Annotated in this window: 12 protein-coding genes; 3 read left to right on the plus strand and 9 right to left on the minus strand. The window is 67.9% G+C overall.

Going from position 1 to position 15,863, the window contains the following annotated elements:
- The first annotated feature begins 16 nt into the window (after positions 1-16).
- Positions 17-886, plus strand: a complete 870-nt coding sequence (locus tag CAL28_RS25535) for an ATP-binding protein (protein WP_094843910.1) — start codon at positions 17-19, stop codon at positions 884-886.
- Positions 879-1,847 (plus strand): Nudix family hydrolase, encoded by a 969-nt coding sequence (locus CAL28_RS25540; RefSeq protein ID WP_094843911.1) that lies wholly within the window; start codon positions 879-881, stop codon positions 1,845-1,847. The genes CAL28_RS25535 and CAL28_RS25540 overlap by 8 nt, the downstream gene beginning before the upstream one ends.
- Before the next feature lie 10 nt (positions 1,848-1,857).
- On the opposite strand, the gene CAL28_RS25545 is transcribed toward CAL28_RS25540, so the two are convergent.
- From CAL28_RS25545 to CAL28_RS25575, 7 genes are all read right to left on the minus strand, one after another.
- Positions 1,858-3,420, minus strand: coding sequence for an efflux transporter outer membrane subunit (locus CAL28_RS25545; protein WP_094843912.1), 1,563 nt, complete (start codon positions 3,418-3,420; stop codon positions 1,858-1,860).
- Entirely contained in the window at positions 3,417-6,548 is a 3,132-nt protein-coding gene (locus CAL28_RS25550) for a multidrug efflux RND transporter permease subunit (protein WP_094843913.1), read from the minus strand. Before CAL28_RS25550 ends, CAL28_RS25545 begins: the two co-directional genes overlap by 4 nt.
- The gene (locus CAL28_RS25555) at positions 6,545-9,727 is read right to left on the minus strand and encodes an efflux RND transporter permease subunit (protein ID WP_094843914.1); all 3,183 of its coding nucleotides are present in this window, start codon (positions 9,725-9,727) and stop codon (positions 6,545-6,547) included. Before CAL28_RS25555 ends, CAL28_RS25550 begins: the two co-directional genes overlap by 4 nt.
- Complete coding sequence (locus CAL28_RS25560; RefSeq protein ID WP_094844864.1) at positions 9,724-11,064, minus strand: MdtA/MuxA family multidrug efflux RND transporter periplasmic adaptor subunit; 1,341 nt, start codon at positions 11,062-11,064, stop codon at positions 9,724-9,726. The genes CAL28_RS25555 and CAL28_RS25560 overlap by 4 nt, the downstream gene beginning before the upstream one ends.
- Before the next feature lie 212 nt (positions 11,065-11,276).
- Positions 11,277-12,026, minus strand: a complete 750-nt coding sequence (gene zapD / locus CAL28_RS25565; protein WP_094843915.1) for a cell division protein ZapD — start codon at positions 12,024-12,026, stop codon at positions 11,277-11,279.
- Between the two features lie 73 nt (positions 12,027-12,099).
- Complete coding sequence (gene coaE, locus CAL28_RS25570; RefSeq protein WP_094843916.1) at positions 12,100-12,738, minus strand: dephospho-CoA kinase; 639 nt, start codon at positions 12,736-12,738, stop codon at positions 12,100-12,102.
- Between the two features lie 15 nt (positions 12,739-12,753).
- A complete protein-coding gene (locus CAL28_RS25575) occupies positions 12,754-13,578 on the minus strand; it encodes a prepilin peptidase (RefSeq protein ID WP_254926230.1) in 825 nt (274 codons plus the stop codon).
- A 157-nt stretch (positions 13,579-13,735) separates the two neighbouring features.
- Between CAL28_RS25575 and CAL28_RS25580 the strand changes: the two genes are divergently transcribed.
- Positions 13,736-14,530 (plus strand): copper resistance protein NlpE N-terminal domain-containing protein, encoded by a 795-nt coding sequence (locus CAL28_RS25580; protein ID WP_094843918.1) that lies wholly within the window; start codon positions 13,736-13,738, stop codon positions 14,528-14,530.
- 52 nt (positions 14,531-14,582) lie between these two features.
- On the opposite strand, the gene CAL28_RS25585 is transcribed toward CAL28_RS25580, so the two are convergent.
- A complete protein-coding gene (locus CAL28_RS25585) occupies positions 14,583-14,816 on the minus strand; it encodes a response regulator transcription factor (RefSeq protein WP_094843919.1) in 234 nt (77 codons plus the stop codon).
- 204 nt (positions 14,817-15,020) lie between these two features.
- The gene (panC, locus tag CAL28_RS25590) at positions 15,021-15,863 is read right to left on the minus strand and encodes a pantoate--beta-alanine ligase (protein ID WP_094843920.1); all 843 of its coding nucleotides are present in this window, start codon (positions 15,861-15,863) and stop codon (positions 15,021-15,023) included.

A 15,863-nucleotide genomic window follows, 5' to 3' on the forward strand; every position in this document is an offset into this window, starting at 1 on the left:
GCCTGGAATCACTACAGTGACCGTTTCTTCCGAATTCACCACCCTTATCGCCCGGGCCGAGCGCGTCCTGGCCCAGCTCGAAGCCTATCTGCCCCCGGCGCCGCCGGACATCGACTGGAGCGCCCATGCCTTCCGCTGGCGCAAGCGCGGATCGCGCGGCTGGCTGGACGCGGTGCGCCACGTGTCGCGCATCGACCTGGACGACCTGCAGCACATCGAACGCCAGAAAGGCATCATCGATCGCAATACACTGCACTTCCTGGAAAAGAAGCCCGCCAACAATGTATTGATGACGGGTGCTCGCGGTACCGGCAAAAGCTCGCTGGTCAAGGCCATGCTGGCGGCCTACGCGCCGCGCGGGCTGCGCCTGATCGAAGTCGACAAGTCCGACCTCGGCGACCTGGCCGATATCGTCGAGATGGTCGGGACGCGGCCGGAACGCTTCATCGTCTTCTGCGACGACCTGTCCTTCGAGGAAGGCGAAGCCGGCTACAAGGCCTTGAAGTCGGTGCTGGACGGCTCGGTGGCGGCATCGGGCGACAATGTGCTGATCTACGCGACGTCCAATCGCCGGCACCTGATGCCCGAATACATGAGCGAGAACCTGCAGGCCAAGCACCAGCCCGATGGCGAAATCCATCCCGGCGAAACCGTGGAAGAAAAGATCTCGCTGTCCGAGCGCTTCGGCCTGTGGCTGTCTTTCTATCCCTTCCGCCAGGACGACTACCTGGACATCGTGCGCCACTGGCTGCGCGAACTCGGTTGCCCGGAAGAACACATCGAATCCTCGCGCACCGAAGCGCTGCAATGGACGATCGAGCGCGGTTCGCGGTCGGGCCGGGTGGCGTATCAGTTCGCGCGCGATTGGGCGGCCCGCCATGTCTGAGCAGATCGTCGACGTCGCGGCGGGGCTGATCCTGCGCCGCGACGGCAAGCTGCTGCTGGGCCAGCGCCCCGAAGGCAAGCCGTGGGCGGGCTGGTGGGAACTGCCCGGGGGCAAGCTGGAACCCGGCGAGACCGTCCTGCAGGCGCTGGCGCGCGAGCTGGACGAAGAGCTCGGCATCCAGGTGACCGCCGCGCGGCGCTGGGTCACCTATGTCCACGCCTATCCCCATACCACCGTCAGGCTGGCATTCTGCCGCGTTACCGCCTGGCAGGGCGATCCGCGCGGCCTTGAAAACCAGCGGCTGGAATGGGTCGACCCGGCCTATGCCGCCAGCGTGGGCGAACTGCTGCCCGCCACGCTGCCGCCGCTGCGCTGGCTGCGGCTGCCCGATACCTACGGCATCAGCAATATCGGCTCGCCGGCGGGCCTGCCGGGTTTCCTGGCGCGCCTGCGGCATGCGCTGGACGACGGCCTGCGGCTGGTCCAGCTGCGCGAGCCGGGCTGGCCCGACGGGCCGGCATCGGCCAGCCTGCACGAAGCGCTGCAGCAGGTGCTGAAGCTTTGCCGGCGAAGCGGCGCCCGCGTGCTGGTGAACAGCGCGCATCCGGAACCCTGGTGGCGGGAAGCGGACGGCGTGCATTTGCGCGCCACCGATGCCGCCGCGCACGCGCAGCGCCCGCTGGCGCGGGACGGCTACTGGGTGGGCGTCTCCGTGCATGACGCGCAACAAATGGCGCAGGCGCGCCGGCTGGACGCCGACTTCGCGGTCGTCGGCCCGGTGGCCGAAACCGCCAGCCACCCCGGCCAGGCCGGACTGGGCTGGCCGGCCTTCATGGACATCAACCGGGATGCCGGCCTGCCCGCCTATGCCATCGGCGGCCAGGGGCCGGATACCCTGGCCACGGCCCAGGAGCACGGCGCGCACGGCATCGCCGCGATCAGGGCGCTGTTCGGCGCATAGCGCGCGCGCCTTATTGGCGTGGCGCGGCCGTGGATGGGGATGGCGTCGTGGACGCCGATGGGGACGCCCGGGCGGCGGGCGAAGCGGCCCCCGGAACATTCGCGTCCGCCTGCGACATGACCGGCGCGTTCACATTGCCGTCCCAGCCGCCACCCAGCGCGGCGATCAGCTGCACGCTGGCGACCAGCCGGTTGCCCATCAGGGATATCGCCTGGCGCTCGGAACTCAACGCGGTGTTCTCCAGCACCGCCACGCTCAGGTAATCCACGATGCCTTCCTTGTACTGGTTGCGCGTCAGCTCCAGCGACTCGCGCGCGGCCTCCAGCGCGCGCCGCTGCACCTGCTGCTCGCGGTCGTACACGCGCAGCTGGATCATGGTGTCCTCGACCTCGCGCAGCGCGCCCAGCACGACCTGCCGGTAGGCGGCCGCCTGCGAGTCATACGCGGCACGCGCGGATTCGACCTGGGACGCGCGCAGGCCGCCGTCGAACAGGGTCTGCGCCAGGGCCGGGCCGATGGACCAGAAGCGCGCCGGCGCCGTCAGCCATTGGGCGAATTGGCCGCTGCGGAAACCGCCGTCGGCACTCAGCGTCAGGTCGGGAAACCAGGCAGCCTGCGCCACGCCGATCTGCGCATTGGCCTGCGCGGTGCGGCGTTCCGCGCCGGCGACATCGGGGCGGCGCTCCAGCAACTGCGAGGGCAGGCCCACCGGGATGGCGGGCACTTTCTGCGTGAAGGGCGCGGCGGCAATCGAAAATCTCGAAGGCGGCTCGCCGATCAGCACCGCGATGGCGTGTTCGAACTGGCCGCGCTGCCATTCCAGGTCCACCCATTGCGCGCGGGTGTTCTCCAGCTGGGTGCGCGCCACGGCCACATCGGATTTCGCCGCCACGCCCGCGTTGTAGCGATTGATAGTCAGCTGCAGCGAGCGTTCGTTGGTCTCCACCGTCTCGCGCAGCAGCCGTTCCTGTTCGTCCAGCACGCGCAGCTGGAAATAATCCTGCGCCAGCGTGCTTTGCGCGCTCAGGCGGGCGGCGGCGAGATCCGCCGCGCTGGCCTGCGCGCCGGCCTGGCTGGCCTCCACGGAACGCCGGACGGACCCCCACAGGTCGGCTTCCCAGCTGACCGTGCCGCTGAGCGAATAGGTGTTGCCCACGGTGCCGTTGCCCGATGAAGCGCCCGTCCCGCCGCCGGATCGCGTGACGCCGGCGCCCACGCCGACGGTCGGAAAAAACGCCGACCGCGCGCCGCGCACCAGCGCCTGGGCCTGGCGGTAGTTCGCCTCGGCCTGCGCGATATCCAGATTGGCGGCATCCAGCCGGCGCATCAGATCGTCCAGCACCGGGTCCTGGTAGACCTGCCACCAGGCGCCGCGGTCGGCCAGCTCGTTGGGCCGGGCCGGTTTCCAGCCCGGCGTATCGTCCTGGCCTTCCTTGAACTGCGTGCCGACGTCCATCGCGGGGCGGACATAATCCGGGCCCACCGCGCAGGCGCCCAAGGCGCCGCACAGGGCCATCATCGAGAACAGCCGCGCCAGCGCGGCGGGCGGGCAGGGTTCGAACGAGCGGGTCATGAATAATCCGTGGAAGGCGCGACGGCGCGCGCGGCGCGGCGGCGCCGCGCCCAGTGGCGCAGGCGATCCAGATAGAGATAAACGACGGGCGTGGTGTACAGCGTCAGCACCTGGCTGACGAACAGGCCGCCGACGATGGTGATGCCCAGGGGCTGGCGCAGCTCCGCCCCAGTCCCGGTGGCCAGCACCAGCGGGATCGCGCCCATGATCGCCGCCAGCGTGGTCATCATGATGGGCCGGAAGCGCGTGACGCAGGCTTCGAAGATCGCTTCGCGCGGTGCCAGGCCCCGTCCGCGTTCGGCCGCCAGGGCGAAGTCGACCATCATGATGGCGTTCTTCTTGACGATGCCGATCAGCAGGAAGACGCCGATCAGCGCGATCACGGTGAACTGGCTGCGCATCAGCATCAGCGCCAGCAGGGCCCCGATCCCGGCGGACGGCAGCGTGGAAAGAATGGTGAAGGGATGCACGAAGCTTTCGTACAGGATGCCCAGCACGATATACATGGTGACCAGCGCGGCCAGGATCAGCCAGGGCTGCTGCTGCAGGGTCTGCTGCGCGGCCGCGGCCGTGCCCTGGAAGCTGGCCTGGATCTGGTCCGTCGGCAGGCCGATGCGCGCCACCGCCGCGTCCACCGCGTCGCTGGCCTGCCCCAGCGATACGCCGGGCGCCAGGCTGAACGAAATCGTATCGGCCACGAACAGCCCCTGGTGCTGCACGCTCAGCGGCGCGCTGCCGACTTCGAACGAGGCGAACGAGGCCAGCGGCACGCGCGCGCCGCTGGCGCTGACCACATCGACGTTACGCAGCGATTGCGCGTCGCGCGCGAAACTCTGCGGGACACCCAGTATCACGTGGTACTGGTTCAACGGCCCGTACATGACCGACACCTGGCGCTGGCTGAAAGAGTTGTTCAGCACGGCGGAGATATCCGACATGCTTACCCCGAGCCGGGTGGCGGCTTCCCTATCGATCACCAGGTTGACCTGCTGGCCTTTATCCTCGACGTCGGTATCGACATCCACCAGTTCCGGCAGCCTGGCCAGCGCCTGCTGCACGCGCGGCATCCAGGTCCGCAGCATCGACAGGTCGCTGGCCATCAACGCGTAGTCGTACGAGCCCGTGCTGCTGGCCCGGCCGCCGATGCGGATGTCCTGCTGCGCCACCAGGAACATGCGCGCGCCGGGAATGCTTTGCAGGCGTCCGCGCAGGCGTTCGATCACTACCTCCGCCGATACGCCGCGCTGGGCCAGCGGCTTGAGCTGGATCTGCATGAAACTGCTATTGCTGCCGCCGCGCCCGCCGGCGTAGCCGGTCATGCTCTGCACCGCGGGATCGGACAGCACGATCTTGCGCATGTATTCCAGCTTGGGCACCGTCGCCTGGAACGATGTGCCCTGGTCGACGCGGAAGAATCCCAGCAGCTGGCCGGTATCCTGGTTCGGGAAAAACCCCTTGGGCACGATGATGTACAGGTAGACGTTCAGGCACACGGTCAGCAGCAGGACCACCATGACCAGCGGGCCGTGGTTCAGCGTCCACCGCAGCGAGCGGGAATAGCCGTCGCTCAGGCGCTGGAAGCCCCGTTCGGACCACTGCCCCAGCCGGGAGAACAGCCCCGGGCGGCGTTCCGGCGGCGGCTCGTCGTCGCGCGCGCGCAGCATCCGGCCGCACATCATCGGCGTCAGGGTCAGCGACGTCACCAGCGATACCAGGATGGCCGCCGACAGCGTCACGGCGAATTCGCGGAAAAAGCGTCCCACCACCCCGCCCATCAACAGGATGGGAATGAACACGGCCACCAGCGACAGGCTCATCGACAGCACCGTGAAGCCGACCTCGCGCGCGCCGCGCATGGCCGCGCGCACCGGCGACATCCCTCTTTCGATGTAGCGCATGATGTTCTCGAGCACCACGATGGCATCGTCGACGACGAAGCCCGTGGCGACGATCAGCGCCATCAGCGATATGGTGTTCAGCGTATAGCCGCACAGGTACATGATGCTGAAGGTGCCTATCAGCGATACCGGCACGGCCACGCAGGGGATCAGCGCCGCGCGCAGGCGGCGCAGGAAAAGCAGCACCACCACCATGACCAGGCCCACCGCGATGATGAGCGTCATCTCGGCTTCGTGCAGCGACGCCCGGATGCTGGGGCTGCGGTCCTGGGCCACCGCTAGCTGCACCCCGCCGGGCATCTGCGCCTGCAGCCGCGGCAGTTCCTCGCGCAGCGAATCGACGACCTGGATGATGTTGGCGGCGGCCTCGCGCCGCACGATCAGCAGGATGGCCTTGCGTTCATTGTAGAAGCCGGTCTGGAACAGGTCCTCGACCGAATCCTCGACCGTGGCCACGTCGGACAGCCGCACCGGGGCGCCGTCGCGCCACGCGACGATGAGCGGGCGGTACTGCGCCGCCTTGCTCAGCTGGTCGCTGGCCATGATGGTCCACTGGTATTGGCCGCTGTCGATAAACCCCTTGGGCCGGTTGGCGTTGGCATTGGACAGCGCCGTGCGCACCTCGTCCAGCGACACCCCGCGGCTGGTCAGCGCGCCGGGCAACACCTCCACCCGCACCGCGGGCAGCGAGCTGCCGCCCACCGTCACGTCGCCCACGCCGTTCACCTGCGACAGCTTCTGCGCCACGATGGTGGAGGCCAGGTCGTACAGCTCGCCCTGCGTGTGCGTGTCCGAGGTCAGCGCCAGCGTCATGATGGGCGCCGCCGACGGATTCGCCTTGCGATAGGTGGGATTGCTTTTCAGGCCGCTGGGCAGCAGCGTGCGCGAGGCATTGATGGCCGCCTGCACGTCGCGCGCGGCGCCGTCGATGTCGCGGCTAAGGTCGAATTGCAGCGTGATGCGCGTGGAACCCTGCGTGCTGCTGGACGTCATCTCGGTCACGCCGGCGATGGCGCCCAATGCGCGCTCCAGCGGGGTCGCCACGCTGGACGCCATGGTCTCGGGGCTGGCCCCGGGCAGGCTGGCCGTGACGGAGATGGTCGGGATATCCACCTCAGGCAGGGGCGCGACCGCCAGCAGGCGGAAGGCCAGCGAGCCCGCCAGCACCACCGCCAGGGATAGCAGCGTGGTGGCCACCGGCCGCACGATAAACGGCGCCGACAGGATCATCGCGGCGCCTCCGCCCGTCCGCCGCGGCGGCGCCCGGCCCAGCGGTGCGACAGCCGGTCGAACATCAGGTAGATGACAGGGGTGGTGAACAGCGTCAGGACCTGGCTGACCAGCAGCCCCCCCACCATGACCAGGCCCAGCGGCTGGCGCAGCTCCGAGCCCGTGCCGGTGGACAGCATCAGCGGCACCGCGCCGAACAGCGCCGCCAGCGTGGTCATCAGGATGGGCCGGAAGCGCAGCAGCGCCGCCTCATGGATGGCCTCGCGCGGCGGCAGGCCGCGCTTGCGCTCGGCCTCCAGGGCGAAGTCGATCATCATGATGGCGTTTTTCTTCACGATGCCGATCAGCAGGATGATGCCGATGATGCCGATCATGTCCAGTTCGGTGCGCGTGATCAGCAACGCCAGCAGCGCCCCCACGCCGGCCGATGGCAGCGTCGACAGGATGGTCACCGGATGGATGAAGCTTTCGTACAGCACGCCCAGCACGATATACATGGTGACGACCGCGGCCAGGATCAGCCACAGCGTGCTGGTCAGCGAATTCTGGAACGCCTGGGCCGCGCCCTGGAAGCGGGTCTCGATGCCGGCGGGCACGCCCATGTCCTGTTCCGCGGCATGAATCGCGGTCACCGCGTCCGACAGCGAAGCACCCGGCGCCAGGTTGAACGACACGGTCACCATCGGGAACTGGTCCAGGCGGTTGATCGCCAGCACCGTACTGGACTCGCTGATGCGCGCGATGCTGGACAGCGGCACCTGCGAGCCGCTGGACGTCGGCACGTAGATCTGCGACAAGGAATCGGGTCCGCGGCTGAACTGCGGCTGCACCTCCAGCACCACGCGGTACTGGGCGGACTGCGTGAAGATGGTGGAGATCAGCCGCTGGCCGAATGCGTTGTACAGGGCCTCGTCGATGACGGCGGCGGTAATGCCCAGCCGGGAGGCCGCATCGCGGTCGATGTCGATGTAGGTCTCCAGCCCTTCATCCTGCAGATCGTCGGTCACATCGGCCAGCTGCGGCAGCTGGCGCAGCCGGTCCACGACACGCGGCGTCCACGCGCTGAGCAGCTTCAGGTCCGGATTCGACAGCGTCAGCTGGTACTGCGTGCGGCTGATCCGGTCCTCGATGGTCAGGTCCTGCACCGGCTGCATATAGACGGTCATGCCTTGCATCCCGGCCAGCGCCTGGCGCAGCCGCGCCAGCACTTCCGTCATCGATCCGTTGCGCTCGCCCCGCGGCTTCAGTGCGATCTGGATGCGCCCGGCGCTTAGCGTGGCGTTGCTGCCGTCCACGCCGATGAACGACGACACGGTCTGCACGTCGGGATCGGCCAGGATGATGCGCGCGGCCTCCTGCTGGCGCTCCGCCATGGCCGGGAAAGAGATGGTCTGCGACGCCTGCGTAATCGCCTGGATGAGCCCGGTGTCCTGGGACGGGAAGAAGCCCTTGGGCACGACGGTATACAGCAGGGCGGTAAGGGCGAACGTGGCCAGCGCCACCAGCAGCGTCAGCGGCTGGTGGTCCAGCACGACCCGCAACATGCGGTCGTAGCCGGCGATGGTCCGGTCGATCAGGGAACCTGTCCACTCGTGGAAACGGCCGTGATGGGCAACCCGCTGCCCGGGCTCGGGCACCACGGTTTCGGCTTCGGCGCCAGGCAGGGGACGGCCGGCTGCGTCGCGGCGCACGCGCTTGCCTTCCTGGCGCAGCAACCGCGCGCACATCATGGGCGTCAGCGTCAGCGACACCAGCAGGGAAATCAGGATGGATACCGCCAGCGTGATGGCGAATTCGCGAAACAGCCGCCCCACGACTTCCGTCATGAACAGCAGCGGGATCAATACCGCGATCAGCGAGAACGTCAGCGAAATAAGCGTGAAGCCGATCTGCCCGGCGCCCTTGAGCGCCGCCTGCAAGGGCGTTTCGCCTTCCTCGAGGTGGCGCGCGATGTTCTCGATCATCACGATCGCATCGTCCACCACGAAGCCCGTGGCGATCGTCAGCGCCATCAGGGTCAGATTGTTGATGCTGAAACCGGCCAGGTACATGATCCCGAAAGTGCCGATCAGCGACAGCGGCACCACCACGCTGGGGATCAGCGTCGCCGTCACGCTGCGCAGGAAAACGAAGGTCACCATCACCACCAGCGCCACGGAGAGCAGCAATTCGAAGCGCACGTCGGCGATCGAATCGCGTATGGTTTGCGTGCGGTCGGCCACCACGGTGACGTCCAGCGTCGCCGGCAGCGATGCGCGCAACTGCGGCAGCAGCGCGTTGATGCGATCGACGACATCGATGACGTTCGCGCCGGGCTGGCGCTGCACGTTCAGCAGCACCGCCGGCTTGTCGCCCGCCCACGCGGCCTGGCGCACGTCCTCGGCGCCCTGCACCGCCTTGGCGACGTCCGACAGGCGCACCGGCGCGTTGTTGCGGTAGGCGATGATCAGGTCGTTGTAGTCCGTGGGCGCCTTCAGCTGGTCGTTCGCGTTGATGGTCGTCGAACGCCGCGGGCCGTCCAGGTTGCCCTTGGGTTGATTGACGTTGGCCGCGACGATGGCGGTCCGCAGGTCCGACATCGATAGCCCGTTGGCCGCCAGCGCCTGCGGATTGACCTGCACGCGCACCGCGGGACGCTGGCCGCCCGCGATACTGACCAGGCCCACGCCGGGAATCTGCGACAGCTTCTGGGCCATGCGGGTATCGATCAGGTCGCGTACCTGCGGCAGCGGCATGGTCGGCGAGGTGATGCCCAGCGTCAGCACCGGCGCATCCGCCGGATTGACCTTGTTATACGTCGGCGGCAGCGGCAGGTCCGTCGGCAGCAGATTGGACGCGGCGTTGATGGCCGCCTGCACTTCCTGTTCGGCCACGTCCAGCGAGATATCCAGCGTGAACTGCAGGGTGATGACCGATGCGCCGCCCGAACTCGTGGAGGACATCTGGTTCAGGCCCGGCATCTGCCCGAACTGCCGCTCCAGGGGGGATGTGACCAGCGAGGTCATCACATCCGGGCTGGCGCCGGGATAGAGCGTGACGACCTGGATCGTGGGGTAATCGACTTCCGGCAGCGCCGCGACCGGCAACAGGCGATAGGCGATCAGCCCCGCGATCAGGATGGCCACCATCGAAAGCGTGGTGGCGACGGGCCGCAGGATGAAGAGGCGCGACGGGCTCACGGCGCGGTCCGCGCTGGCGCGCTTGGGGTGGCGGTAGCCGGTCCCGCGCCCAGCGACGCGCCAGGCGTGGGCGGCGTGACGTCGGCGGCATCGGTCACCACCTCGACCCTGGCGCCGGCCCGCAAGCGGTCAGTGCCTTCGGTGACGACGCGGTCGCCCGGCTTGAGTCCGTCGGTCACGACCACCAGATCGCCGCTGACGGGGCCCAGCTTCAGCTGCCGCACGACCACGGTATTGTCCGGCTGCGCCACGAACACGAACGGTCCTTGCGACCCGCGCTGCACCGCGCCGTTGGGAATCACCGTCATGCCCTTGCGCGTTTCGACCAGCAGCTGGATGTTGACGAACTGGTTGGGGAAAAGCGCATCGTCGGCGTTGTCGAAGCGCGCCTTCAGCTTGACGGTACCCGTGCTGACGTCGATCTGGTTGTCCAGGGTTTCCAGCACGCCGGTCGCCAGGCGTTTGGTATTGGCGCGGTCCCAGGCATCCACGCGCAGCGTCCTGCCTTGCCGCAGTTGGTCGCGTACCTCGGGCAGCTGCGTTTCCGGCAGCGTGAAAATCACGGCGATGGGCTGGGTCTGGGTGATCACCACCAGCCCCGTGGTATCGCCGGAGGACACCAGATTGCCGGGATCGACCTGGCGCAGGCCCAGGCGTCCGTCGATGGGCGCGGTGATGCGCGCGAACGTCAATTGCAGGCGCGCGTTATCCACATTGGCCTGGTCGGTCTTCAGCGTGCCCTCGAACTGGCGGACCAGCGCGGCCTGGGTATCCACCTGCTGCTTGGCGATGGAATCCTGCTTGAACAGGGCCTGGTAGCGCGCCAGGTCGCGCCGCGCGTTTTCCAACTGCGCCTGGTTCTGCTGTTGCGTCCCCAGCGCCTGCTGCAATTGCACGTTGAAAGGACGCGGGTCCACCTGCGCCAGCACATCGCCCGCCTTGACGTGCTGCCCTTCCTTGAAATTGACCTGCACCAGTTCGCCATCGACGCGGCTGCGTACCGTGACGGTGTTGTAGGCGGTAACCGTCCCGAGGGCCGGCAGCGAAATATCCACGTCCTTGACGGCGGCGGCATAGACGCGCACGGGCACCGGCGGCTCGGCCATGGGGCCCGGCGCGCCGCCGGGCCGATGGCGCGCCCCGCCGCCTCCGCCGCCGGCGGCCGCCCCCGTTCGATGGCCGGCGGCGCCCACGCGGGCCTGCCCGCCCGTCTCGACGCCGGCCTTGGGCCGGAATACCAGCCAGGCGATGCCGGCCAGGACGATGATCGCGACGATCCACGCGACAAGGCGCCGGCGAGACCGGGGAGCTGGGGAAACGGAGGGACGGTCGGACATGGGGGCCAAAGGGGGACGCTACCGGGACCCGCTATTGTCCATCAGACAACTCTGGTTTTATAGCAAGGCCGCGCCGTTTGAAATCCGCCGCAACAGGTATCCTGCCCGGGAGTTCCGCCCCGGAGGACGCAGGGCAGCAGCCGGAGGGCGCCGGGCGGGGTATTTCAGGCGGGGGGACAGTGGCGGCGGGTGACGGGCGGGCGGCTGGCCGCTCACGCGCAGAGGGACATTTCGAAACGAACGTCGCGCGCCACCTGCTGCGGCTTGAGCTCCCCGTCCTGGACGGAAAACCGTATCCAGATCATGTACTTATTGGCGCTGATCTCGGGAAAGATCCCGCTTTCGCCATCGACCCACACGCGCAGCAGCTGGTGCGCCTTGCCTGCCAGCATCTGCTGGTAGGTACCCTGTTCGGCCACGGCCTGGACCCGCCGGCCGGATTCGCGCAGCAGCCGCAAACCGATCTGCAGCCCCTCGTGCAAGGGGAGCAAGGGCTCTATCCAGGATTGCAGGTCGGCGCAGCGCACGGCTTCGGGCTTCTGCTGCCAGGCGTAATACGACGGCATTTCGATCTGGGTACCGCCGCCGGGCACGGCCAGGCGTCCGCGCAGGCTGACCAGCCATTCGTTTTCCCGCAACGGCTGGCCGGTCTTGCCCTGGCTGACCAGGGACGCGCTGGTCTTTTCCATATCGCGCAGCATGCCTTCCAGCGCATCCTGCGCCACGCCGGGGTGATCGCGCAGCGCCACCAGCTGCAGCCGCTGCCGTTCGATATCCTGCAGCACCGAGCTCTTCACGTCCGTGCGTTCGATGGCGTCGAGGATATCGAAAATAGTACCGACGGCGATCTGGTGATTCTTGGGATCACCCGGGCGCGCGAAGAAGAACAGCCGGTCGAAGAGATATTCCAGCCGCAGATACGCCCGGATACGCTCATTGAAGGGATATTCGTAAAGGATCACGCTGGATACAGGCCCGTCGTAAAACCGGTCGCAACCGAAGTCGCGCCGAAGTTGTCATGGATGCCGGCCGCGATCACGCGGCGTGGCCCGATGCCGACGCCAGGGCGCACCACCTGTCGTGCAGTGCTCGCGTCCGCGCGCACAGCGTTTGAGCGGACGTGGCGCCGTCATTCAAAATAACGTCGTGCGCAGCGGCCAGACGGGTATCCCGCGCGGCCTGTGCCGCCATAATACGCTGTATGGTGTCGGCCGTCAGCCCGCTGCGCGACTGCACGCGGCGTATCTGGGTTTCGGGGTCGCAATCCACCACGCACACCCGGTCCACCCGCTGGGTCCAGCGTCCCGATTCGATGAGCAGCGGCACCACGAACACCACGTAACATCCTGTCGCGCGCGCGCCCGCATCCAGCGCCTCGCGCGATATCAAGGGATGCAGGATGGCCTCCAGGGCCGCGCGGGCCTGGGGCTCGGCGAACACCTTCGCGCGCATCCAGTCGCGGTCCATCGCACCGTCAGGGCCCGCGGCCTGCGGGCCGAATTCGCGCACGATCCCGGGCATCGCGGCGCCGCCGGCCGCGGTCAGGCGGCGCGAGATCTCGTCGGTGTCGATTACCGTGGCGCCCCACGATGCGAGCAGATCGGCGACGCGGCTTTTGCCGGAGCCGATGCCGCCCGTCAGCCCGATTATCAGGCGCGGCGTTTCGCTTTGCATGGTCCTCCCCTGGCCCTATCCCAGCGGTGGACGGGCCATCAGAAGCCCAACGATACCAGCCAGCGCCAGATAGGGACCGAAGGGCTGCGGCTGGTCGCGGCCGATGCGGCGCGTCAGTATCAGCGCCAGGCCGACCGCGACACCGGCCAGAGAGGCAAGCAGCAACAGCAGGGGCAGTGCCCCCAGCCCCAGCCAGGCACCCAACGCGGCCAGCAATTTGAAATCCCCATAGCCCATGCCTTCGCGGCCGGTGGCCCAGAGGAAGGCGTGATGCAGCCCGCGCAGGAACAGATAACCCACGGCGGCGCCGAGGATGGATTCGACGGGCGAGGCGAATACGCCAAGCGTATTGACAAGCAGGCCGGCCCAGATCAGCGGCAAGGTGATGGCGTCGGGCAGCAGCCCGGTTTCCGCGTCGATCCAGGCCATCGCCACCAGCGAGGCCGCCAGGACCATCGCGCACGCGGCCGCCAGGCCAGGGCCGTAATGCCAGGCACACAGACCGAACAGCACCGCCGTCATCAGCTCGATCGAGGGATAGCGCCAGCCGATACGCGCGCCACACTCGCCGCAGCGGCCGCGCAGGCACAGCCATCCCAACAGGGGAATCCGCCGCCATCCGCGGATGGCGCCGCCGCACGCCGGACAATGGCTGGACGGCCGCCACAGGTGGGGACGCGCGGCGGCCTGGCCCTGCGCGGCTTCGCCCTCCAGCGGCGGTTCGGCCCAATCGTATTCCAGGATGCGGGGCAGGCGATGCACCACCGTGGTCAGCCAACTGCCGATCGCCAGGCCCAGTACGGCGGCAAGCAGGATGGCGGCATGGGGATCGAGAAACACGACTGAATATCCATGGAGGAAGGCGACGCGATCATAGCTGCCGCGTTTTACCCTGGCGAGTATCGCGAGCCGGCAGGATTCAACATGAAGGACGACGCGCCGCGGCAAGGCATTCATGCGAGAATTGTGCGCATGTGTTTAATCAGGATACGCTGTCATGCCCGCCCTCTCCACCGCTTGTGAACCCCCGGCCCGGTCCGCGCCGTTTCCACGGATCCGCTCGATCGCGGTACTGGCCCTGGCGATGGCCGGCGCGGCCGGCGTGGCGGGCTGCGCGGAGCAGAAGCAGGCCGGTTACTACGACCTGCCGCGCGGCAACACTGTCCATGATGCCCAGGTCATGGGCACGGGCGCGGATTACCGGCCCGTGGTGCGTGCCCCCGCGCAATTGCAGATCGACCTGAACCCGCCGACGCCCACCCAGCAGCAACAGATGGAAGCGCAGCGCGCCCGGGCGATCCAGGAAGGCCATACCGCCGAAGACGGGCAGCCCGTGCCGCCGCCCGCCGTGGCGCAGGCCGACACCGCGCCCCAACCCGCAGCGCCGCCCAGCGCGGCGGAACGCAGCCTGGTGCCGCAACCGCAAACCTATATGGGCACCCTGCCCTGTTTCGCCGCCGGCATGGAATGCGAGGCGCAACGCATCACGCTGACGCTGGCGCCCAACGGCCGCTGGCGCGGGCGCTCCGCCTACCTGGATTCGGCGGCGGGTGGCGGCAAACCCATCGCGGAACAGGGCTGCTGGCAAGTCACCGATGAAAAGCCGCCGCGCATTTTCCTGATCGGGCCGGACAACCAGACCCGTGCGGAATTCGTACTGGCCGCCAACAACGTCCTGCGCCTGCGCGCCATTGCCGGCGTTACACCCAGCCTGAACTACACGCTGACGCGCCAGCCGGACCTGGACCCTATCGACGAACTGGCCAAGCAGATGCCTCCCAAGTGCCCCTGATGCAGGCGCGCCGGCCATGCCGGCGTGGCACGCCCGCCGGGCCTGGCCCTCGCTAGCCATTGCAGCGGGTATGGGGGCACATCCGGCACGCCAGCTCCATCGCATTGCGCACCCCCATCTTGCGGAAGATGCGCGCCCGGTGCGCCTCCGCCGTCCGCGACGAGATATTCAGCTCGATGGCGATGTATTTATTCGATTTGCCGGTAACGAGATACGTCGCGATATCGCGTTCGCGGGGCGTCAATGCCGCCGCGCGTTTTCTTGCGCACCCCTGCGCCTGAACCATGCTGGCCTCCCTGGTGATAGGTGGGCCGGTAGTCTTGCATGGATACCCGGACGCCGAAAGCTGTCAGTTCTGACAGGGTGACGATTTCGTCACGGAACCAGTACAGATGGCGGATTTCCAGAGGGAGAACGCTGGCCGGAGACCGAATGGCCCCAGCCCGGCGAAGCCGCGAGATCGGACTAATCCGACGCCGCCCGTCCTGCGTTACAACTCCAGATTATCGATCAAGCGCGTGGCACCCAGTTTGGCGGCCGCCAGGGCGACCAGCGGTTCGCCCGCGGCCATATCGGCGGCGTCCGGGGTTTTCAGGTCGCGGCGGCGGCGCACGGCGATGTAGTCCACCTTCCAGCCACGGCCGGCCAGCGCCGCCGTGGCATCCGCTTCCAGCGCGGCGGCGTCGCGCTGGCCGCCAGCCAATTGTTGCTGGATCTGCTGCAATTGGGCGTATAAAGCCGGCGCTTCGGCGCGTTCGGCTTCGCTGAGATAGCGATTGCGCGACGACAGGGCCAGGCCGTCCTCGGCGCGCACGGTCTCGTGCGCCAGCACGTCCACGGGCAGCTGGAACTGGCGGCACATGGCGCGCACGATCATCAGCTGCTGGTAGTCCTTCTTGCCGAATACCGCCACGCGCGGCTGCACGCAGGAAAACAGCTTCAACACCACGGTGCATACACCGGTAAAGAAACCGGGGCGGAACTCGCCTTCCAGGATATCGCCCAGGTCATCCGGCGGACGCACGCGGTAGTTCTGCGGCTCCGGGTACATCTCGCGCTCGTCGGGCGCGAACAGCACGTAGACATCGCGCTCGCGCTCGAGCTTTTCGACATCTTCGGCCAGCGTGCGCGGATAGCGGTCAAAATCCTCCGACGGCCCGAACTGCAGGCGATTGACGAAAATACTGGCCACGACCGGGTCGCCATGCTGGCGCGCCAGCTTCATCAGCGCCAGGTGGCCTTCGTGCAGATTGCCCATGGTGGGCACGAAGGACACCCGGTTCTGGCCGCGCAGGTGATCGCGCAGTTCCTGGATGCTGTGTACGACTTTCAA

Origin of the sequence: Bordetella genomosp. 11 (assembly GCF_002261215.1) — a bacterium.
GTDB lineage: Bacteria > Pseudomonadota > Gammaproteobacteria > Burkholderiales > Burkholderiaceae_B > Bordetella_C.